Source organism: Blautia aquisgranensis, assembly GCF_040096615.1.
GTDB classification, from domain to species: domain Bacteria; phylum Bacillota; class Clostridia; order Lachnospirales; family Lachnospiraceae; genus Blautia_A; species Blautia_A aquisgranensis.
Map to the genome: position 1 here is coordinate 1 of NZ_JBBMEJ010000006.1, position 19,887 is coordinate 19,887.

21 protein-coding genes and 1 rRNA gene are annotated in these 19,887 nt (G+C 44.2%); 19 read left to right on the top strand and 3 right to left on the bottom strand.

The genetic code is table 11. From position 1 onward, the window contains the following. Both WMO28_RS06235 and WMO28_RS06240 read left to right on the top strand, forming a co-directional pair. Positions 1–349: ribosomal RNA gene (locus WMO28_RS06235) — 23S ribosomal RNA — on the top strand; the annotation flags it as partial. Between the two features lie 504 nt (positions 350–853). Continuing rightward, positions 854–1,552, top strand: a complete 699-nt coding sequence (locus tag WMO28_RS06240) for an energy-coupled thiamine transporter ThiT (RefSeq protein WP_349056406.1) — start codon at positions 854–856, stop codon at positions 1,550–1,552. Between the two features lie 104 nt (positions 1,553–1,656). Here WMO28_RS06240 and WMO28_RS06245 read toward each other — a convergent pair whose 3' ends face one another. Continuing rightward, the gene (locus WMO28_RS06245) at positions 1,657–2,160 is read right to left on the bottom strand and encodes an Ig-like domain-containing protein (RefSeq protein ID WP_349056407.1); all 504 of its coding nucleotides are present in this window, start codon (positions 2,158–2,160) and stop codon (positions 1,657–1,659) included. A gap of 216 nt (positions 2,161–2,376) precedes the next feature. Here WMO28_RS06245 and WMO28_RS06250 point away from each other — a divergent pair, with 216 nt between their 5' ends. From WMO28_RS06250 to pgeF, 7 genes are all read left to right on the top strand, one after another. Beyond that, positions 2,377–3,252, top strand: a complete 876-nt coding sequence (locus tag WMO28_RS06250; RefSeq protein ID WP_349056408.1) for a methionyl aminopeptidase — start codon at positions 2,377–2,379, stop codon at positions 3,250–3,252. Positions 3,253–3,395: 143 nt separating this feature from the next. Further along, positions 3,396–3,743 carry a 50S ribosomal protein L19 gene (gene rplS / locus WMO28_RS06255; RefSeq protein WP_178644269.1) on the top strand — a complete coding sequence of 116 codons (348 nt, stop codon included), beginning with the start codon at positions 3,396–3,398 and terminating at the stop codon, positions 3,741–3,743. 132 nt (positions 3,744–3,875) lie between these two features. After that, the gene (gene lepB, locus WMO28_RS06260; protein ID WP_349056409.1) at positions 3,876–4,484 is read left to right on the top strand and encodes a signal peptidase I; all 609 of its coding nucleotides are present in this window, start codon (positions 3,876–3,878) and stop codon (positions 4,482–4,484) included. Between the two features lie 12 nt (positions 4,485–4,496). Next, a complete protein-coding gene (ylqF, locus tag WMO28_RS06265) occupies positions 4,497–5,354 on the top strand; it encodes a ribosome biogenesis GTPase YlqF (protein ID WP_349056410.1) in 858 nt (285 codons plus the stop codon). Continuing rightward, a complete protein-coding gene (gene rnhB, locus WMO28_RS06270) occupies positions 5,354–6,109 on the top strand; it encodes a ribonuclease HII (RefSeq protein ID WP_349056411.1) in 756 nt (251 codons plus the stop codon). Before ylqF ends, rnhB begins: the two co-directional genes overlap by 1 nt. A gap of 50 nt (positions 6,110–6,159) precedes the next feature. Further along, positions 6,160–6,519 (top strand): YraN family protein, encoded by a 360-nt coding sequence (locus tag WMO28_RS06275; RefSeq protein ID WP_349056520.1) that lies wholly within the window; start codon positions 6,160–6,162, stop codon positions 6,517–6,519. A gap of 18 nt (positions 6,520–6,537) precedes the next feature. Continuing rightward, a complete protein-coding gene (gene pgeF / locus WMO28_RS06280; protein ID WP_349056412.1) occupies positions 6,538–7,383 on the top strand; it encodes a peptidoglycan editing factor PgeF in 846 nt (281 codons plus the stop codon). Here the strand turns inward: pgeF and WMO28_RS06285 are convergent. Beyond that, positions 7,370–8,542 (bottom strand): ribose-phosphate pyrophosphokinase, encoded by a 1,173-nt coding sequence (locus WMO28_RS06285; RefSeq protein ID WP_349056413.1) that lies wholly within the window; start codon positions 8,540–8,542, stop codon positions 7,370–7,372. The genes pgeF and WMO28_RS06285 overlap by 14 nt on opposite strands. Before the next feature lie 145 nt (positions 8,543–8,687). Here WMO28_RS06285 and WMO28_RS06290 point away from each other — a divergent pair, with 145 nt between their 5' ends. The 4 genes from WMO28_RS06290 to WMO28_RS06305 all read left to right on the top strand — a co-directional run bounded on the left by WMO28_RS06290 (position 8,688) and on the right by WMO28_RS06305 (position 13,098). After that, the gene (locus WMO28_RS06290) at positions 8,688–10,073 is read left to right on the top strand and encodes a DUF512 domain-containing protein (RefSeq protein ID WP_349056415.1); all 1,386 of its coding nucleotides are present in this window, start codon (positions 8,688–8,690) and stop codon (positions 10,071–10,073) included. Next, positions 10,036–11,361 (top strand): ribosome biogenesis GTPase Der, encoded by a 1,326-nt coding sequence (gene der, locus WMO28_RS06295; RefSeq protein ID WP_178645219.1) that lies wholly within the window; start codon positions 10,036–10,038, stop codon positions 11,359–11,361. The genes WMO28_RS06290 and der overlap by 38 nt, the downstream gene beginning before the upstream one ends. Positions 11,362–11,364: 3 nt before the next feature. Then, positions 11,365–12,012, top strand: coding sequence for a glycerol-3-phosphate 1-O-acyltransferase PlsY (gene plsY / locus WMO28_RS06300; RefSeq protein WP_178645220.1), 648 nt, complete (start codon positions 11,365–11,367; stop codon positions 12,010–12,012). 75 nt (positions 12,013–12,087) lie between these two features. Continuing rightward, positions 12,088–13,098: an NAD(P)H-dependent glycerol-3-phosphate dehydrogenase gene (locus tag WMO28_RS06305; protein WP_349056416.1), complete on the top strand. Its 1,011-nt coding sequence runs from the start codon at positions 12,088–12,090 to the stop codon at positions 13,096–13,098. 188 nt (positions 13,099–13,286) lie between these two features. Here the strand turns inward: WMO28_RS06305 and WMO28_RS06310 are convergent, their stop codons facing one another. Next, positions 13,287–14,114, bottom strand: coding sequence for an aldo/keto reductase (locus tag WMO28_RS06310; RefSeq protein ID WP_349056417.1), 828 nt, complete (start codon positions 14,112–14,114; stop codon positions 13,287–13,289). A 347-nt stretch (positions 14,115–14,461) separates the two neighbouring features. Between WMO28_RS06310 and WMO28_RS06315 the strand changes: the two genes are divergently transcribed. The 6 genes from WMO28_RS06315 (at position 14,462) to WMO28_RS06340 (ending at position 19,875) form a co-directional block, all read left to right on the top strand. Further along, positions 14,462–14,854, top strand: a complete 393-nt coding sequence (locus WMO28_RS06315; RefSeq protein WP_349056418.1) for a DUF8180 domain-containing protein — start codon at positions 14,462–14,464, stop codon at positions 14,852–14,854. Positions 14,855–14,914: 60 nt separating this feature from the next. Further along, a complete protein-coding gene (locus tag WMO28_RS06320) occupies positions 14,915–15,097 on the top strand; it encodes a CooT family nickel-binding protein (RefSeq protein WP_178645223.1) in 183 nt (60 codons plus the stop codon). An 88-nt stretch (positions 15,098–15,185) separates the two neighbouring features. Further along, positions 15,186–16,118, top strand: a complete 933-nt coding sequence (locus WMO28_RS06325) for a methylenetetrahydrofolate reductase (protein WP_349056419.1) — start codon at positions 15,186–15,188, stop codon at positions 16,116–16,118. A 158-nt stretch (positions 16,119–16,276) separates the two neighbouring features. Beyond that, on the top strand, positions 16,277–17,047 hold the full coding sequence (locus tag WMO28_RS06330; protein ID WP_349056420.1) for an ATP-binding protein: 771 nt from the start codon (positions 16,277–16,279) through the stop codon (positions 17,045–17,047). Between the two features lie 117 nt (positions 17,048–17,164). Continuing rightward, positions 17,165–19,057 (top strand): anaerobic carbon-monoxide dehydrogenase catalytic subunit, encoded by a 1,893-nt coding sequence (gene cooS / locus WMO28_RS06335; protein WP_349056421.1) that lies wholly within the window; start codon positions 17,165–17,167, stop codon positions 19,055–19,057. 44 nt (positions 19,058–19,101) lie between these two features. Then, complete coding sequence (locus tag WMO28_RS06340; RefSeq protein ID WP_349056423.1) at positions 19,102–19,875, top strand: ATP-binding protein; 774 nt, start codon at positions 19,102–19,104, stop codon at positions 19,873–19,875. Positions 19,876–19,887: the final 12 nt, after the last annotated feature.

Consider the following 19,887-nt stretch of genomic DNA (forward strand, 5'->3'; position numbering starts at 1 on the left):
CTGTTCGCCCATTAAAGCGGTACGCGAGCTGGGTTCAGAACGTCGTGAGACAGTTCGGTCCCTATCCGGCGTGGGCGCAGGATATCTGAGAGGAGCTGTCCTTAGTACGAGAGGACCGGGATGGACGGACCGCTGGTGGACCGGTTGGCTTGCCAAAGCCATGGCCGGGTAGCCAAGTCCGGAAGGGATAAACGCTGAAGGCATCTAAGCGTGAAGCCCCCCTCAAGATGAGATATCCCATTCTTTTAAGAAGTAAACCCCCTTGAAGACGACGAGGTAGATAGGGCAGGGGTGGAAGTGTGGTAACACATGGAGCTGACTGTTACTAATCGGGTGAGGGCTTGACCAAAAAGCCGAGGAAGCGGGCAGGGCAGATAAGGATCATACAGAAGCAAACTTGCTTGTGGACGTATGAGCATTAGCTGACTTGGACATTTGCGAAGCAAATGACATCGAGCAACGTAGTTGCGAGATGACCACCCGCTGGAGTAGCCAACAAAACAGGCGATGCAGCGAAGCTGCGAGCCCGTAAAAAAAGGCTGCACTCGACATGCAGGTTAAAACTTGATTCAAAAATCAAAAAAACGATTAATCATCAAATAAAACACATGTATGTAGTTTTCAAGCTACAAGGAAAGAGTAAACAGGAGAGCGGTTCATATAAATTGAATCTCTTTCCTGTTTTTATATTTTTCGTCATATTTTTTATCCAATATCAGAATATATTTACACCGGTTCATCTATATGCTACAATAGGCAGAATCAAGGGAGCCTGTCGAGGCTGAGAGGAAGTAAAAACTTCGACCTTTGAACTTGATTTGGGTAATCCCAACGAAGGAGGAGACGAAAGAGTATGTTTAATTTTCTTGTAACTGCCAATGGCGGTTTGACAACAGCTGGATACGTTGTATCCATTGTAGCAGTTCTGGTACTGGTTGTTCTGGTGGCAATACTGCTTCAAAAAAACACTTCAGCGTTGAAACTTACAACGCAGCAGCTGGTTACCTGCGCGGTAGCACTTGCACTTGCCTATGTAACTTCTTATATTAAATTATTTAAACTGCCATTTGGCGGTTCTGTAACCTTATTCAGTATGCTGTTCATTGTACTGATCGGTTACTGGTATGGCGTAAAAGTAGGAATTCTTACAGGGCTTGTGTATGGGATATTTCAGTTTCTTCAGGAGCCATATGTACTTTCATTTTTCCAGGTATGCTGTGATTATATTCTGGCATTTGGAGCAATGGGACTTTCCGGATTATTCAGAAATTCAAAAAAATATGGCCTTTTGAAAGCTTATATTGTAGCCATTCTTGCCAGAGGCGCTTTTCACGCATTAGGAGGATATCTGTACTGGATGGATTACATGCCGGACAATTTCCCAAAATCACTGACTGCATTATATCCGATCATTTATAACTACAGTTACATTCTTCTGGAAGGAGTACTGACGATTATAGTAATCTCTATTCCGGCAGTATCCAATGCACTGGGAAGAATGCGTGCAATGGCAACTGGCGGAAATCGACGCCCTGTGGCAGCAGAAAAATAAAGATAATAAAAAGGATCGCTTCATCATCTGATATTTATCAGAAGAAAGATGCAGGAGATCCTTTTTTTCATTAAACAGATATAAATTGTGTGGTAAGAAAATATTTACCGATAACATTTTTTGCAGGCAGTATAACCGCGCTGTTTAGCCTGACTCAAAGTAATTTTCCGGGCACGGTTTGGATTCATATTTCCACAATTTGAAATCCTGTGATATTTTTTGCCTGTAGCAGAGATCCATATAGAGGACTGAACCTGTGGTCTGGAAGCTTTTTTGGCCTTTACTGTAATCTGGCAACGTAAAGTATATTTACCGGTTTTGGCATAGATCGTTGTTTTTCCGGTAGATCTGGCTGTGATCTTTCCTTTGGAGTTTATGGTAGCAATACGTTTGTTCTGGCTGCTCCATTTGATTTTTCCAGAGGTATTTCTGACTTTTAATGTGGCAGATTTTCCAGCGTAGATGGAAAGCTTCTGGCTGCTTAGAGATGGCTTTTTCACAGTGGCGGCAGAAACGGTTGAAACAGTTCCGAGCACCGGAGCTGTGGCAGGAGCTGTCAGAGAAAGAGACAGCACCAGAATCAGTAAAAATTGCTTCAGTTTTTTCATTTGTAAGACTCCTTCCGTGAATAAGTTTATAGTTTCATTATAATTAAATAACAACAAAAAACAATAGGAACGCAGGAGTTTCGATAAAATTCGATATAATTAATATATAAAAGTTAAATGAAACAAACCAAAACAACAAACAAGACTTTCACATTTGAAGAAGTTGTGCTATGATAAAAAAGCAGAAAAATTTTCTGCGAAAAGGAGAGTAAAGAGATGTCTAAAAAAATCGAAAGAAATGATCCGTGCTGGTGCGGAAGTGGAAAAAAATATAAAAAATGCCATGAAGCATTTGATGAAAAAATGGAACTGATGAAAAAGAAGGGATATGCAGTTCTTGATCACGATCTGATCAAAACACCTGCACAGATTGAGAAAATCAAAGAGAGTTGTAAGATCAATATTGCAGTGCTTGATTATGTCGCAGAGCATATTGGACCAGGAGTAACTACACAGCAGATTGACGACTGGGTACATGAAGAGACGGTACGCCATGGGGGAATTCCGGCACCTCTTAATTATGAAGGCTTTCCAAAGAGCGTGTGTACTTCGATCAATGAGGTTGTATGCCACGGAATCCCGGATGAGGAGATTGTGCTTAAAGAAGGGGATATCGTCAATGTAGATGTATCTACGATCTATCAGGGATATTTTTCAGATTCTTCCCGTATGTTTTGTATCGGTAAGGTAAGTCCTGAGAAGGAGAAGCTTGTCCGCGTGACAAAAGAATGCGTAGAGCTTGGTCTTGAGCAGGTTAAGCCGTGGACTCCAATTGGAAACATGGGAAGTGCCGTACATAAGCATGCAGTTGAAAACGGTTATACTGTTGTAAGAGAAATCGGCGGTCACGGAGTTGGACTGGAATTTCACGAGGACCCGTGGGTAAGTTACACATCTAAGGAGAATACTGGTGTACTTATGGTACCTGGAATGATCTTTACGATCGAACCGATGGTAAACATGGGATCTGATGAGATCTATACAGATGAGATTGACGACTGGACAGTACGCACAGAGGACGGACAACCATCCGCACAGTGGGAGATCATGGTTCTTGTCACAGAGACAGGACACGAGGTTCTCTGTTGGTAGTCCGGAAAAAACGCCAAAATACGCAAAAAAATCCTTGCAATACAAACTTTTCTAGTGTATAATCAAATATGTTGTGAAAAAAGATGGTCCTCTGTTACCACATGGGTATTAAGAACATCCAGTATAATTAAGGAGAGAAAGACATGAACGAAATTATTAAGAACATTGAGTCTGCTCAGCTGAAAGCAGAAGTACCGCAGTTCCGCGTAGGAGACACAGTAAGAGTACATGCACTGATCAAAGAGGGAACACGTGAGCGTATTCAGATCTTCGAGGGTACAGTACTTAAGAGACAGGGCGGAAGCACAAGAGAGACTTTCACAGTAAGAAAGAGCTCCAACGGTGTTGGCGTTGAGAAGACATGGCCACTTCATTCCCCACACGTAGTTAAGGTTGAAGTTATCCGTCGTGGTAAAGTACGCCGTGCGAAACTGAACTACCTGAGAGATCGCGTAGGTAAAGCTGCTAAGGTTAAAGAGCTTGTAAAATAATTTCATATGTGAAGAGGCAGGGACAATAACATTTGCTATTGTCCCTCTTTTTACATCAGTATGAACGTGAACCGCATTCAGGAACAGACAGAGTTTTTTCCTTAATGGAGCGGTTCGTACAGGGGATAGAATATGAAATTAAATAAGAAGAAAACACTTGACGATCTGAAAGACAGCAGAGCGGTTTCCAAGGCAAGGGAGAGACTTCGGGATGACCGGACAAGAGGAATCGTCAAATGGATATTTGAGATCATTGTGACAGTTGTTTTTGCCGTGCTTGTGGCAATTTCCGCATTTCAGACAGTGACACTGCAGGAGAGTGCCATGGAGCCTACATATTCTGTAGGAGAGAAATTTTTTGTAAACAGAGCTGTTTATAAGATAAAATCACCGAAGCGTGGGGATGTGATCGTTTTCCGGACAAGTGTCAGTGATGATGCGGCACTTCATATCCGCAGAGTGATCGGACTTCCGGGTGAGACTGTTTTGATCAAGGATGGTCAGGTGTACATCAATGGAAAAGTATACGAAGAAAATGGTGCTTATCCGGATATTACGAACGCTGGTCTGGCTGACAGCTCGATCACACTGGAAAGTGGAGAATATTTTGTTCTGGGTGATAACCGGAATAACAGCGAGGACAGCCGTTTCAGTGACATCGGAAATATAAATAAGAAATACATTGTAGGAAAACTGTGGTTTACAGTTTCCCCGAAGAGTAAAATCGGATTTGTTAAATAAATGAGGTGAATTATGAACGTACAGTGGTATCCCGGACATATGACAAAGGCGAAGCGCCAGATGCAGGAAGATATCAAGCTGATCGATCTGATCATTGAGCTTGTTGATGCAAGAGTTCCGCTTTCCAGCCGTAATCCGGATATTGATGAGCTTGGAAAAAATAAAGCACGCATGATCCTTCTCAACAAAGCGGATCTTGCTGATGAGAAACAGAGCCGTGCCTGGATGGAATATTTCAAAGAAAAAGGATTTTATGCGGTAAGTATTGATTCCCGGAACAAAGGCTCCATGAAAGCAGTATCCGCAGCGATCACAGAAGCTTGTAAGGAGAAGACAGAGCGCGACCGGAGAAGAGGAATCAAGAACCGTCCGGTACGAGCTATGGTAGCTGGAATTCCAAATGTCGGTAAATCGACATTTATCAATACTTTTGCCGGAAAAGCCTGTGCAAAGACCGGAAATAAACCAGGTGTGACCAAGGGAAAGCAGTGGATCCGTCTGAATAAGAGTGTGGAGCTTCTGGATACACCTGGTATTCTCTGGCCGAAATTTGAGGATCAGGCAGTTGGTATGCGTCTTGCATATATTGGTTCGATCAAGGATGACATTCTGAATATCGAGGAGCTTGCACTTGGCCTGATCGGATATCTGCAGGAGTTTTATCCGGCAGCACTGACAGAGAGATACAGTCTGGAGGAAGACCAGAAGCCATTGGATATTCTTACATCTGTGGCGAAAGCAAGAGGCTGTCTCAAAAAAGGTGAGGAGCTTGATTACGAAAAAGCATCCAGACTTTTGCTGGAGGAATTCCGTTCCGGTAAGCTTGGCAGAGTTACCCTTGAGTTTCCGGAGAAACGTGAGGAAGCATAATGGAGACAATGAAAGATATCAAGGCGCGTTTTGCGTCAGCAGAAGAGGGCGATTATGACGCCCTTTTTCAGCACTATGAAAACGATGAGAGAAGCGGTGTACAGAAGCTGATCCAGCAGTACCGCAAAAAGCTGGAAGCTCTGGAAAAAGAACGTGCACGTACAGAGATCATGAAGGAGTATGAGCACAAGTATGAACACTTGGGTTATCTTTGTGGTATTGATGAAGTTGGAAGAGGCCCTCTTGCAGGCCCGGTGGTAGCCTGCGCGGTGATCCTGCCAAAAGACTGCGATATTCTCTGGCTTAATGATTCCAAGAAGCTGACAGCCAAAAAAAGAGAAGAACTTTATGATGTGATCCTGGACGGGGCAGTTTCTGTGGGAATCGGTATGACAAGTCCGGAGCGGATCGATGAGATCAATATTTTACAGGCTACCTATGAAGCCATGCGCCAGGCGGTAGGAAAGCTTTCTGTACAGCCACAGCTGCTTCTTAACGATGCGGTTACGATACCGGAGATCACGATTCCGCAGGTGCCGATCATCAAGGGAGATGCCAAAAGCGTATCCATTGCAGCGGCGAGTATTGTGGCCAAGGTAACGAGAGACCGTATGATGGAGGAATATGATAAAATTCTCCCGGAGTATGGTTTTGCATCCAACAAGGGGTATGGATCAGCTGCACATATAGAAGGACTGAAGAAGTACGGGCCAAGCCCGATACACAGAAAGACATTTATCACTCATTTTGTATAAAACAGAAATACAAAAGATACCTACACAGAGAGCAGAAAGGAAAAAAATTTCTGGAAGAAAATAAAAGAAAAACGGGCAGCTATTACGAAAGCCTTGCGGCAGATTTCCTGAAAAAAAGAGGATTACGTATTCTTGAGAGGAATTTCCGCAGCAGAAAAGGCGAGATCGATCTCATTGCCCGTGATGGGAAATATCTGGTATTTATCGAAGTAAAATATCGAAAAAATGGTTCCAGCGGAAGCTCTTTTGCAGCAGTCAGGAAAGAAAAACAGCGCACGATCAGTACAGTTGCGCTGTTTTATCTTATCCGGCATGGATATGGGGATAATGTCTGCTGCCGGTTTGATGTGGTAGGCATTGACGGAAAAGAGATCCACTGGATAAAAAACGCTTTTGATTTTTGCAGATGAAAGGGTTGAACACATAAAATGAAAATAAAATGGTATAGAGATAAACAGCTGATGAATGTAAAGGAGAAAGACGGAGTTACATGGCTTACATATCCGGATCTTGAGGTGCTTCCGGGAGTGGTACATGGCTTCAGTACGCGTCTTGGTGGCGTCAGTAAGGGAATTTACGAATCCATGAATTTAAGCTTTACAAGAGGCGATGACGAGGCAGCTGTACGGGAAAACTACCGGAGATTGTCTCAGGCGATGGGTTTTTCCATGGAAGATATCGTTACTTCAGATCAGACCCACACGACAAATGTGCGGGTAGTTACAGAAGAGGACAGGGGAAACGGTATTACGAAGCCACGACCATATACGGATGTGGACGGAATGATCACCAATGTTCCGGGACTGGTGCTGGCAACTTTCTATGCAGACTGTGTGCCGCTTTTCTTTGTGGATCCGGAGCATAATGCTGTTGGCCTTTCCCATTCCGGATGGATGGGCACTGTGGGTAAAATAGGAAAAGTAACTGTGGAAAAAATGACAGAAACATTTGGAACAGATCCGTCCAGACTTTATACAGCTATCGGTCCTTCAATCTGCCAGGACTGTTATGAAGTCGGTGAGGATGTGATTGACCAGTTTAAAGAAGCTTTTGAGGAAAAATACTGGGACGCACTTTTTTGCGAGAAACCAGATGGGAAATATCAGCTTAATCTGTGGGAGGCTAACAGAAGGATTTTTCTGGATGCAGGCATAAAAGAAGAGCGGATATCCATGCCGGGCATCTGCACCTGCTGTAATCCGCTCTTTCTTTATTCGCACAGGGCTTCTCACGGCAAACGTGGAAACCTGGGAGCATTTATTACTGTTCGTTGACTTTCTTCATGAGATCCATGATCTTTTCGTTGCTGGAACGAACTTTCTCAACGGATACATCATGATTGATGATATCAATGATACTTGCAAGATATTTGCTCATGTTCGCTTCGATATAGTAAGGACGTTCAAGAAGCTCAGGAGTACGGTAGTTAAGGTTGGTTGTGATAACTCTGTCCAGCCAGCCTTTTTCGTAGTATTCGTCGAATTTGGATAATCCGTCTGTGAACAGACCGTAGGTAGTGCAGACGAAGACACGTCCTGCTTTACGTTCTTTCAGCTGACGGGCAACATCGAGCATGCTTTCTCCGGAGGAAATCATATCGTCGATGATGACAACGTCCTTGCCTTCTACAGAGTCACCCAGGAACTCATGGGCAACGATCGGGTTCTTGCCGTTGACAACTGTGGAGTAATCACGACGTTTGTAGAACATACCCATATCGACTCCAAGAATATTGGAGAAATATACAGCACGTGACATAGCACCCTCATCAGGACTGATGATCATAAGATGATCATTGTCAAGCTTGAAATCCGGAATGTTCTTAACCAGTGCCTTCAGGAACTGATAAGTCGGGAAGAAGTTATCAAAGCCTTTCAGCGGAATGGAGTTCTGTACACGTGGATCATGTGCATCAAAAGTGATGATGTTGGAAACTCCCATCTCGCTTAATTCGCGAAGAGCAAGTGCACAGTCAAGGGATTCTCTCTTGGTACGTCTGTGCTGACGTCCTTCGTAAAGGAACGGCATGATGACATTGATACGGTGAGCTTTTCCGGTAGCTGCGGAGATGATTCTCTTAAGATCCTGATAATGATTATCCGGAGACATATGGTTCTCATGACCGCATACAGAATAGGTGAGACTGTAGTTGGTAACGTCTACCATGATGTAAAGATCAGTTCCGCGGACGGATTCCTTGATGTAACCCTTACCTTCACCGGTTCCAAAACGAGGGCATTCGCAGTCTACAAGGAAAGATTTCTCTGTATAGCCCTGAGGGATGATCGTGGATTTCTTGGCTGCTACAAGTTCTTTACGGAATTTAACCAGCTTTTTGTCAACCTCCTCGGCCAGGTCGCGGCATCCTGCGAGTGCTGCAATGCGGATCGGGGCAACAGGCATAGACTTTTCCAGCAATTCTATGTTTGGCATAATATTCCTCCTAAGTGTATGTCATAAAAAAATTCTCAGTCTATTTATAACATCAGACGCATGCGTCAGTCAAGGTGTTTTCTCAAAGTGTTGATTTTTCGAGCCAAAGTTGTTATTATATACGGGATAGAAAAGGGAGATAATGATGAAATTAAGAAAACATAAGATTTCCAGGGTGCTGCCCGACAGTATTGCCGAGGAGCTGGGGCTGGAGCCGGGGGACAGACTGATCTCTGTCAACGGACAGCTTGTGGAGGATGTCTTCGATTACCGGTATCTCATGAATGAAGAACTGGTCGTGCTTCTTGTGGAGAAGCCGGACGGTGAAGAATGGGAGCTGGAGGTAGAGAAGGAATATGAGGAAGACCTTGGAATAGAATTTGAGAACGGGGGACTGATGGATGACTATCGTTCCTGTTCAAATAAGTGCATTTTCTGTTTTATTGATCAGATGCCGCCGAATATGAGAGAGACCTTGTATTTCAAGGATGATGATTCTAGGCTTTCCTTTCTCCAGGGAAATTATGTGACGCTTACCAATATGAGTGAGCGGGATATCGAGAGGGTGATCCGCTATCATCTGGAACCGATCAATATTTCATTTCAGGCTATGAATCCGGAGCTTCGCTGCCGGATGTTGCATAACCGTTTTGCGGGAAAGGCACTTGAGAAGGTAGACACACTTTATAATGCAGGGATCACCATGAATGGGCAGATCGTACTGTGCAAGGGTGTGAACGACGGTGAAGAGCTGGAATACAGCCTTGAGAAGCTTTCCGCTTATGCACCTGTGCTTCAGAGTGTTTCTGTAGTTCCGGTAGGGCTTACGAAATACCGGGAGGGACTTTTTCCACTGAAATCTTTTGGCAAGGAAGATGCGGAGAAAGTACTGGAACAGATCGAACGCTGGCAGAAGATCATGATGGAAAGACATGGGATCCATTTTATCCATGCTTCCGATGAATGGTATATCCTGGCGGAAAGAGAGCTTCCCTGCGAGGAAGAGTATGATGGATATCTTCAGCTGGAGAACGGCGTGGGAATGTTAAGACTTCTGGAGACGGAAGTCCGGGAAACGCTTACAGAGCTTCAAGGAGATGACCGCCAGATAAAAGGAACCATTGCTACCGGCAAGCTGGCAGCACCTTTTATTCAGAAATATATCCGGGAGATTCAGAAGAAATTTCCTCAAGTAGAGATTCAGGTCAGAACCATAGAGAATCATTTCTTTGGAGAGGAGATCACGGTGTCCGGGCTTATCACAGGGCAGGATCTTAAAGGTCAGCTTTCCGGTCTCGACCTTGGAGAAAAACTGCTTCTTCCGTGCAGTATGATGAAAGGAGAGGAAGAGATCTTTCTGGATGATATGACGCTGGAGGAGCTTTCCGAGGCACTGGAAACAGAAATTGTAATCGTAGACACAGGAGGCTGTGATCTGGTGGAGGCCGTGATCAGTCCGCCGGAACATAAAAAAACAAGAAGGAGACAAATTTATGAGCAAACCAGTAGTAGCAATAGTGGGAAGGCCTAATGTAGGTAAGTCCACTCTGTTCAATGCACTGGCAGGTGATAATATTTCCATAGTAAAAGATACGCCAGGAGTAACACGAGACAGGATCTATGCAGATGTCACATGGCTTGACCGTACATTTACATTGATCGATACCGGTGGAATCGAGCCGGACAGCAGCGATATCATTCTTTCCAGAATGAGAGAGCAGGCTCAGATCGCAATTGATACCGCAGATGTGATCATTTTTATCACAGATGTACGCCAGGGACTTGTAGATTCTGATGCAAAGGTAGCAGATATGCTCCGCCGCAGCGGTAAGCCGGTACGACTTGTGGTAAACAAAGTAGACAGCCATCAGAAATATATGATGGATGTTTATGAATTCTATAATCTTGGAATCGGAGAGCCAATCCCTGTTTCCGCAGCAAACAGACAGGGACTTGGTGATATGTTGGATGAGGTGATCAAGGAGTTTCCGGACAAGAATGAGGAAGAGGATCAGGATGACATCCCGAAGATCGCTATCGTAGGTAAGCCTAACGTAGGAAAATCTTCTCTGATTAACAAGCTTCTGGGTGAGGAGCGAGTGATCGTATCCAATATTGCCGGAACCACACGAGACGCCATTGATACTAAGGTTACATGGAACAATAAGGACTATATATTTATTGATACAGCAGGACTTCGTCGTAAAGGTAAAGTCAAAGAAGAAATCGAGCGTTACAGTGTGATCCGTACAGTAACTGCTGTAGAGCGTGCAGATGTGGTTGTTGTTGTGATCGATGCGTCTGAGGGAGTAACCGAGCAGGATGCGAAGATCGCCGGAATCGCTCATGATAGAGGTAAGGGTATTATCGTAGCTGTAAACAAATGGGATGCCATTGAGAAGAATGATAAGACCATTTACAGGCATACAGAGAAGATCCGTCAGATTCTTTCCTTTATGCCATATGCACAGATCATTTTTATCTCTGCAAAAACAGGCCAGAGACTTCCGAAACTTTTCGAGAATATCGACATGGTCATTGAGAACCAGACACTTCGTATTCAGACAGGTGTTCTCAACGAGATTCTTTCCGAGGCCGTAGCGCTTCAGCAGCCGCCGTCTGACCGTGGACGCAGACTGAAGATCTTCTACATGACTCAGGTTGCGGTGAAGCCACCGACATTTGTTATTTTCGTTAACGATAAAGAACTTATGCACTTCTCCTATGTAAGATATCTGGAGAATAAGATCAGAGATGCCTTCGGATTTTCCGGAACTTCCCTGAAATTCATCATCCGCGAGCGCGGGGAAAAGGAATAAAATATGGAACGAATTATTTGTCTTGTTATCGGTTATATATGCGGACTTTTTCAGACTGGCTATATTATAGGAAAGGTTCACAAGACAGATATCAGGGAACATGGCAGCGGAAATGCAGGAACGACCAATGCTTTTCGTACCTTTGGAAAAAAAGCGGGAGCACTTACCCTGCTTGGGGACTGCCTGAAATGTGTGATCGCGATCGTGATCGTCCGGATGATCTATGGCAGATCCATGAGCAATATTCTTCCACTGCTGACACTTTATGGGGCATTCGGCTGTATTCTGGGACATAATTTTCCGATTTCCATGAACTTTCGTGGCGGTAAGGGAATCGCAGCTTCTGTTGGAATGATCCTTGCTTTTGACTGGAGAATTTTTATTGTCTGTGCAGCGATCTTTTTCGTTTTGTTTTTTGCAACGCATTATGTATCGCTCTGTTCACTTAGCGCTTATGCAGCTGCGCTTATTATGGTGATCGTTTTCGGCAGTATGGGATCTTATGGGATGGACCACTCACATACGATCGAGCTTTATATTGTGATGGCTGCGATGACAGCGATGGCATTTTACAGGCACAGAGCCAATATTGGAAGATTGCTCCATGGAACTGAGAGCAAAGTGTTCCTGAACAGTAAGAATAAAAAATAACGATGCCTGAGGTCAGGACGGTATCACAACAATAATAAAAATCATCAATCAGTAAAGAAATAAGAGGTAGAATTTATGGCAAAGATCAGCGTACTGGGTTCTGGAAGCTGGGGATCGGCTCTGGCACTTCTTCTCCATAATAATGGTCATGAAGTTCTTCTCTGGTCAGCGAGACCGGAGGATGCCAGAAAGCTCCGCGAGACGAGAGAAAATCCGACCAGACTTCCGGGAGTGCACCTTCCGGAAAAAATTGAGATCATGACAGATCTGGAGCGTGCGTTACGTGATGCGGATGCAGCAGTGCTGGCAGTAGCTTCCCCTTATATCAGAAGCACTGCACATAAGATGGCACCTTTTGTCAGGGAAGGTCAGAAGATCGTCAATGTTGCAAAAGGCATTGAGGAAAAAACGCTTAAGACACTCAGCGAAGTGATCGAAGAAGAAATTCCCCAGGGAGATGTTGCTGTGCTTTCCGGACCGAGCCATGCAGAGGAGGTAGGAAGAGGAATTCCTACAACCTGTGTGGTAAGCGCGCATACACAGGAAACAGCAGAGTATCTTCAGAGCATTTTTATGAGCCCTGTTTTCCGTGTATATACAACACCGGATCTTCTCGGCGTTGAGCTGGGTGGCTCTCTGAAGAATGTGATCGCACTGGCAGCAGGAACTGCGGACGGTCTGGGGTATGGAGATAATACAAAAGCGGCATTGATCACCAGAGGTATTACAGAGATCGCCAGACTTGGAAAGAAAATGGGAGCTCAGATGGAAACCTTCTACGGACTTTCCGGAATCGGAGATCTGATCGTTACCTGTGCAAGTGTACACAGCCGTAACCGAAAAGCCGGATACCTGATCGGCCAGGGACGGACAATGGAACAGGCTATGGATGAAGTACAGATGGTTGTGGAAGGTGTTTATTCCGCGAGAGCAGCGAGAGAGCTTGCTGAGAAGTATGAGGTTGAAATGCCGATCATAACAGAAGTGAATAAAGTGCTTTTTGAAGGGAAACCGGCAGCAGAAGCGGTTATGGATCTGATGCTGCGTGATAAGAAAGTCGAGACACCAATGCTTCCATGGAAATAGACTTCTGAGAATCTTATATAAGTATGCATAATAAAAAAGGATATCCGTATGGACCACATTTATATGGTCTTACAGGATATCCTTTTTGTTTATAATAAATTGTGGAACAGCTGTCTAACATGGAACTTACGCAGCGAAAGTGTATTGCAAAATCCGTCTGATTTAACTTAGGCAAACACCTGAAAAGATCAGAATTGAATATCCCGAAGGTCTTCAGGAACATGTGAGGTATGAAGATCTTCGTTTAAGGTATCGATGATTGCCATATCTTCATCCTCAATATTGAAATCAAAGATATCACCATTGCTTCGGATACGTTCAGGATTTACAGACTTCGGAATCACGGAAATTCCTTTCTGAATCGCCCAGCGAAGTCCGATCTGTGCCGGCGTTCTGGCGTATTTTGTTCCCAGAACACACATAACATCATTATCAAGATAGGCTCCCCGTGCCAGTGGAGCATAGGCCTGCACCTGAATTCCATAAGCCTTGCAGTATTCAATCAGCTCAGAAGGATAGCAGAGCGGATGACATTCAATCTGATTTACAGCCGGAACAATACCGGAAACCTTACGCAGCTCTTCCAGATGACGGATATCAAAATTGCTGACGCCGATACTTAAGGCACGCCCGGATTCCAGAATCTTCTCAAGCTCCTTCCAGGTGCTTAAGTAGCACCCCGGAACCGGCCAGTGGATCAGATAAAGATCTACATAGCTCAGTTTCAGACGATCCAGACTGCGGGAAAAAGCACCCTGCACATCACCAAGACGCTGGGCAGTATTCCAGATCTTACTTGTGATAAAGAGATCTTTACGAGGAATCCCGCATTTGGCGATTGCTTTACCGACACTTTCTTCGTTCTTGTAAACGGAAGCAGTATCAATCATACGGTAACCGGCGGAAATAGCAGAAGTAACGGCGGCTTCCGCCTGTACGTCATCGGGTAGTTTATATACACCAAGCCCCAGCAGGGGCATTTCTCTGTCGTTGTTCAGAAAAACAGTTTCTCTCAAAATAATTCCTCCTTGTATGTTCTGTTTCTCGCACTTTTTGCTATTATAGCACAAAAATATGAAAGAATCACATCAAATATATTACAAAAGTGATAAAGCTTGTACACTGTACAAATGTATATATAAGTAATATTTTGTGGTTTGGAGAAACTAACTTCGTTAAAATTGAAACAATCGGGTTAAAATGCTGTCAATGTTTTGAAAAAAGAGGAAAAAACGAGACGGAATTTTGGCTATTTTTTATAATAAATTTCTTGATAATGGAAGCGAAAAGATGTATAATGAATTTAATTGATAAATTCTTGTCATGAGCGTGTCCGCCATGCGGATACAGGAAAGGGGTATTTATGCATTTAATCAAAGATGAGAACGGCAATCTTGTTCAGCATGGACATGCTGACAGCCATGAACATACACATGAGCATACACATGAGGATGGTATGACTCACAGCCATACACACAGCCATGCAGAAGGAGACAGCCACTGCCATACACACGGAGAGGGACATTGCGGATCCTGTGAATCCGGAGACTGTAAGAATGAGACAGTAGCGCTTCTTACTTACATGCTGCAGCATAATGAACATCATGCAGCAGAATTGGATCAGATGGCAGACAATCTCAAAAAACTGAATATGGACGCAGCAGCAAAAACAATTAAAGAAGCCGTTGCTGATTTCCAGAAAGGAAATATGAGACTGGGACTTGCTCTTACACTGGTAAAAGAAGAGCTTAAATAAACGACAGAGAGATTTTGACAGCGCGGCAGCGGAACAGGCTGCTTATTGGAGGAAATGATTATGTGTCTTGCAACTGTTTATAAAGAGGAAGATAATTCTGTGATTTTTAAGAATGTAAGCCGTATTGACGTGGACGGAAATAAACTGATACTTCGCGATATCATGGGTGAAGAACGCGTGGTAGAGGGAAGCATTCTTATGGTGGATCTGGCAAACAGCATTGTGAAGCTTCAGTGCGATTAACACGATCAGCGATAGCTTTGCAAGATGTGATCTGAGGAGATGTTGGGAATCATCCTCAGAATAAAAGAAAAACGTGGAGGGACGATTCATGAAATTATCAGAGGCAATGCAGAAAAAAATGTTGCTTTCTTTTGAACTTTTTCCACCAAAAACCGAAAAAGGTATGACAAACCTGCCGGGAACCATCGAACATCTTATGAAGTACAGACCGGAATATATTTCCTGTACTTATGGCGCAGGCGGCGGAAATGTCGGCGCCAACAGGGAAGTATGCCAGATGATCAAGAATGCGGGAACGATTCCTGTGACGCATTTCACCGTGATCAAGAATACAAAAGAGGGAATCCGTGAGCAGCTTCAACAGTATCTTGCGGAAGGCGTTGATCATATGCTTGCTCTCAGAGGAGATATTCCTCTTGGTGAGACAACCACCTGTGGGGATTTCAACTATGCAACAGATCTGGTCAAGTTCGTGCGAGATGAGTTTGGCGATAAATTTGAGATTGCGGTCGCAGGTTCACCGGAAGGACATATTGCATGCAGAAGTCTGGATGCAGATATCGCAGTTCTGAGACAGAAGCAGGACAATGGCGCTGATTATATTATGACACAGCTCTGCTGGGATATGGAACAGTTTAAATACTGGCTGGATGCGATTCGTGAGGCCGGAATTACGATACCGGTAGATGTTGGCGTTATGCCAATTCTGGATCAGGCGGCGACCATTAACATGGCACTTTCACGTAATGGCTGTGTGATGGACAGAGAACTTTGCAGACTGATTTCCAGAAACTGGCTGTTCCCGAATCCGTTTAATGCGAAAGATTCAGACGGAAAACCGTTTGATATGTTCTATGAGGATAAGATCAGACGCTTTAAAGAAGAAGGAATCGAATATACGATCAGGCAGATCGATGAATATCGTGCGTTGGGAGTTGACGGAATTCATCTTTATGCACTGAATAAGTGGAAGGATGTATCGGAGATCATTGACCGATCCGGGCTTCGGACACTTATATAAGAAACATTAGAGATATTAATTAAATTGAATACGGATTTCCGGCACAGTGCGGAGGCGCCAGAATAAGAAAGATATGAACGTATCTATATATACGGGCACCTCCTATGTACGCCGAGCGTATGAGATTTTACTTACTAAAATCAGGAGGTGCCCGTTTTATGGCACATGTAATTGCAGTCGCTGGAAAAGGCGGCGTTGGAAAAACTACATTATGCGGAATGCTGATCCAGTATCTCTGCGAAAAGAAAAAAGGACCTGTACTGGCTGTAGATGCAGATGCCAATTCAAATCTGAATGAGGTTCTCGGTGTAGAAGTAGATACTACACTGGGAGACGTACGTGAGGAGATTGCTCACGCGGAGATGGCAGCGAAGAGCCCGATTCCGGCAGGAATGTCCAAAGCAGATTATGCGGAGGTACGTTTCGAGGACGCCCTTGCTGAGGAAGATGATTATGATCTTCTGGTAATGGGAAGAACACAGGGAAAAGGCTGCTACTGCTTTGTAAATGGCCTGCTTCAGGCACAGCTTGCCAAATACCAGAAGAATTATCCATATATTGTTGTGGATAATGAAGCAGGAATGGAACATATCAGCAGAGGAATCCTTCCAAGCATGGAGACAGCGATCCTTGTAAGCGATTGCTCCAGAAGAGGCGTACAGGCAGTGGGCAGAATCGCTGAACTTATTAAGGAATGCGATATGAAGCCTTCCCGTGTAGGACTTATCATCAATCGCGCACCAAAAGCAGAACTGAATCCTGGAATTCTTGAGGAAATCCAGAATCAGGGACTCGATCTGATCGGTGTAGTACCACAGGATGAGGCAGTCTATGAATATGACTGCGATGGTAAACCAACCGTTACTCTTCCTGAGGATAATCCGATGAGAAAAGCAGCTTTTGAAATTTTTGATAAATTAGGTTTATAATTAAATATAAACCTTTTTTTTAAAAAGAGAATAACCCATGGGTGGGGATGGGTTCCTGCCCGGGGCTTATTATAAAAAAGAAAAAATAAATAGATGTGCTATTAAAGGAGGTCTATAATGAGTGAATTCAAATTAACTACAGTGGAGGAATTTGAAGCCGCTACAGCCCGTCTTCTTGAGACAGGTGCAAAGGTAGGAGCAGATGCATGGCAGATCCGTGCAAAGAACCAGACTCCGCACTGTAAATTCGGTGAGCAGGGTATCTGCTGTCGTATCTGTGCAATGGGACCGTGCCGTATTACACCGAAGGCTCCAAGAGGAGTCTGCGGATGTGATGCTCATGGTATCGTAGGAAGAAACTTCCTTAAATTTACAGCTGGTGGTGCAGCTACTCACTCTGATCATGGTCGTGAGATCTGTCATACACTGTACTGCGCAAAAGAGGGCGGAAATTATCAGGTAAAAGATCCTGAGAAACTTCTTCGCATTGCTAAAGAGTGGGGCGTGGAAACAGAAGGCAAGGATATCTATGATCTGGCTCATGAGATGGCAGAGATCGGTCTTATGGAGTATGGTAAACCGTTCGGATATCAGAGATTCCTTGACAGAATGCCTGAAGGACAGAAAGAAAAGCTGATCGAGAACGAAATCGCACCACGTGCTATTGACCGTGAGGTTGCAAGTTCCCTGCATATGTCTCATATGGGATGTTCTTCTCTTCCGGAAGCACTTGTAAAACAGTCTCTTCGTTGCGGCATGGCTGATGGATGGGGCGGTTCCATGATGGGAACAGAGTTCTCTGATGTATTATTCGGAACTCCGAAGCCGATTGATACAGAGGCTAACCTTGGAGTAATGGTTGAAGAGAATGTCAACATTGTTGTACACGGACATGATCCGAGTCTTTCTGAGATGATCTGTGAGTATGCAGACAGCAAAGAAATGATCGATTATGCAAAATCCGTAGGAGCAAAAGGAATCACAGTTTCCGGTGTATGCTGTACTTCTAATGAGGTAGCTATGCGTCGTGGTGTTCCGATGGCTGGTAACTTCCTGCAGCAGGAGAACGTAGTACTGACAGGTGCCTGCGAGGCGATCGTAGTTGACGTTCAGTGTATCTTCCCTGCATTAGGACCTCTGAGCAAATGCTTCCATACCAAATTTGTTACAACTTCTCCGATCGCTCAGATGCCGGATTCTGAATTTATCAGATTCAACGCTGAGACAGCAGGAGAAAATGCAAAAGCAATCGTTAAGATGGCTATCGATAACTTCAAGAACAGAAAACCTGAGCTTGTACATATCCCACAGCTGAAACAGAAAGCTACTGTTGGTTACTCAGTAGAAGCGATCGTTAAAGTTCTTGATGGTGTTACAAACTCTCAGGTTGATGTGACAGGAACAACCAAACCATTACTTGAGTGCATCACTTCCGGTGTTATCCGTGGTGCTGTCGCTATGGTTGGATGTAACAATCCTAAGATCCGTCCTGACTATGCACATATCGAATTGATGAAGAAGTGTATCGCAAATGATATCGTTATCATTGCTTCCGGATGTTCAGCACAGGCAGCTGCAAAAGCTGGTCTGATGGACAAATCTGCAAGAGATCTCTGTGGTGCAGGTCTGAAACGTGTCTGTGAGCTGGCTGACATCCCGCCGGTACTTCATATGGGATCCTGTGTAGATATCTCCCGTATGATGATTCTGGCTGCTGAACTTGCAAAAGATTCAGGACTTCAGATCAATCAGCTTCCGGTAGTAGGATGTGCTCCTGAGTGGATGTCTGAAAAAGCTGTATCCATCGGTAACTACGTAGTTGGTACCGGTATTGATACATTCCTTGGTGTTGATCCATATGTTTCCGGTTCTTCAGAAATGTGTGAACTTCTTACAGAGGGAACAAGAAAATGGACAGGTGCTGCTTACACAGTAGAGACAGACATCGAGAAATTAGTTGATCTTATGATCGAGAGAATTGAAGAGAAGAGAACAGCATTAGGAATCTAATCCGTTGCGATCTTTAAAATGTTATAAAAGGTGGAAGACGTAAAATGAAAATAGCAGTAACCGGTAAAGGCGGAGTAGGAAAGACAACTTTCGCAGCAACACTTGCAAGATTGTACGCAGATGAGGGTAAAAAAGTCCTTGCGGCGGATGTGGATCCGGATGCGAACCTGGGTCTTGCCCTTGGATTTGACGAGGAAACATTGGATTCTATTGTTCCGATTTCAAAAATGCGTAAGCTTATAGAAGAACGTACCGGAGCCAACAGTCAGAATCAGTTTTATAAGCTGAACCCAAAGGTAGACGATATTCCGGATACTTATGGAAAAACCTGTAATGGCGTAAAGCTGCTTGTCCTTGGGACTGTGGAAACAGGTGGAGGCGGATGCGTCTGTCCTGAACATGTGATGCTTAAAAGAGTGATCAATAACCTTGTGATCCACAGAGACGATGTGGTGATCATGGATATGGAGGCCGGCCTGGAACATCTGGGCCGGGGCACCACGGAGAGCATGGATGAATTTATTGTAGTGATCGAACCAGGGGCAAGAAGTGTTCAGACCTATAAAAATGTCAAACGTCTTGCAAAAGATCTGGGAGTTTCCCAGGTCAAAGTCGTGGCCAATAAAGTAAGAAATCCGGAAGATGAAGAATTTGTCCGGAATAAGATTCCGGCAGAAGATCTGCTTGGGATGATCCACTACAATACAGAAGTTATAGATGCTGATCGTCAGGGAAAATCTCCCTACGATTTCAGTGAAACTGTAACAGCTGAAATCAGAAAAATCAAAGACAAAATTGATCAGAATTCAATTCTGTAAAAATAGGAGGTA

Coding starts and splice junctions, on each gene's coding strand:
- WMO28_RS06240 (WP_349056406.1), top strand. CDS start 854: ATGTTTAATTTTCTTGTAACTGCCAATGGCGGTTTGACAACAGCTGGA.
- WMO28_RS06245 (WP_349056407.1), bottom strand. CDS start 2,160: ATGAAAAAACTGAAGCAATTTTTACTGATTCTGGTGCTGTCTCTTTCT.
- WMO28_RS06250 (WP_349056408.1), top strand. CDS start 2,377: ATGTCTAAAAAAATCGAAAGAAATGATCCGTGCTGGTGCGGAAGTGGA.
- rplS (WP_178644269.1), top strand. CDS start 3,396: ATGAACGAAATTATTAAGAACATTGAGTCTGCTCAGCTGAAAGCAGAA.
- lepB (WP_349056409.1), top strand. CDS start 3,876: ATGAAATTAAATAAGAAGAAAACACTTGACGATCTGAAAGACAGCAGA.
- ylqF (WP_349056410.1), top strand. CDS start 4,497: ATGAACGTACAGTGGTATCCCGGACATATGACAAAGGCGAAGCGCCAG.
- rnhB (WP_349056411.1), top strand. CDS start 5,354: ATGGAGACAATGAAAGATATCAAGGCGCGTTTTGCGTCAGCAGAAGAG.
- pgeF (WP_349056412.1), top strand. CDS start 6,538: ATGAAAATAAAATGGTATAGAGATAAACAGCTGATGAATGTAAAGGAG.
- WMO28_RS06285 (WP_349056413.1), bottom strand. CDS start 8,542: ATGCCAAACATAGAATTGCTGGAAAAGTCTATGCCTGTTGCCCCGATC.
- WMO28_RS06290 (WP_349056415.1), top strand. CDS start 8,688: ATGAAATTAAGAAAACATAAGATTTCCAGGGTGCTGCCCGACAGTATT.
- der (WP_178645219.1), top strand. CDS start 10,036: ATGAGCAAACCAGTAGTAGCAATAGTGGGAAGGCCTAATGTAGGTAAG.
- plsY (WP_178645220.1), top strand. CDS start 11,365: ATGGAACGAATTATTTGTCTTGTTATCGGTTATATATGCGGACTTTTT.
- WMO28_RS06305 (WP_349056416.1), top strand. CDS start 12,088: ATGGCAAAGATCAGCGTACTGGGTTCTGGAAGCTGGGGATCGGCTCTG.
- WMO28_RS06315 (WP_349056418.1), top strand. CDS start 14,462: ATGCATTTAATCAAAGATGAGAACGGCAATCTTGTTCAGCATGGACAT.
- WMO28_RS06320 (WP_178645223.1), top strand. CDS start 14,915: ATGTGTCTTGCAACTGTTTATAAAGAGGAAGATAATTCTGTGATTTTT.
- WMO28_RS06325 (WP_349056419.1), top strand. CDS start 15,186: ATGAAATTATCAGAGGCAATGCAGAAAAAAATGTTGCTTTCTTTTGAA.
- WMO28_RS06330 (WP_349056420.1), top strand. CDS start 16,277: ATGGCACATGTAATTGCAGTCGCTGGAAAAGGCGGCGTTGGAAAAACT.
- cooS (WP_349056421.1), top strand. CDS start 17,165: ATGAGTGAATTCAAATTAACTACAGTGGAGGAATTTGAAGCCGCTACA.
- WMO28_RS06340 (WP_349056423.1), top strand. CDS start 19,102: ATGAAAATAGCAGTAACCGGTAAAGGCGGAGTAGGAAAGACAACTTTC.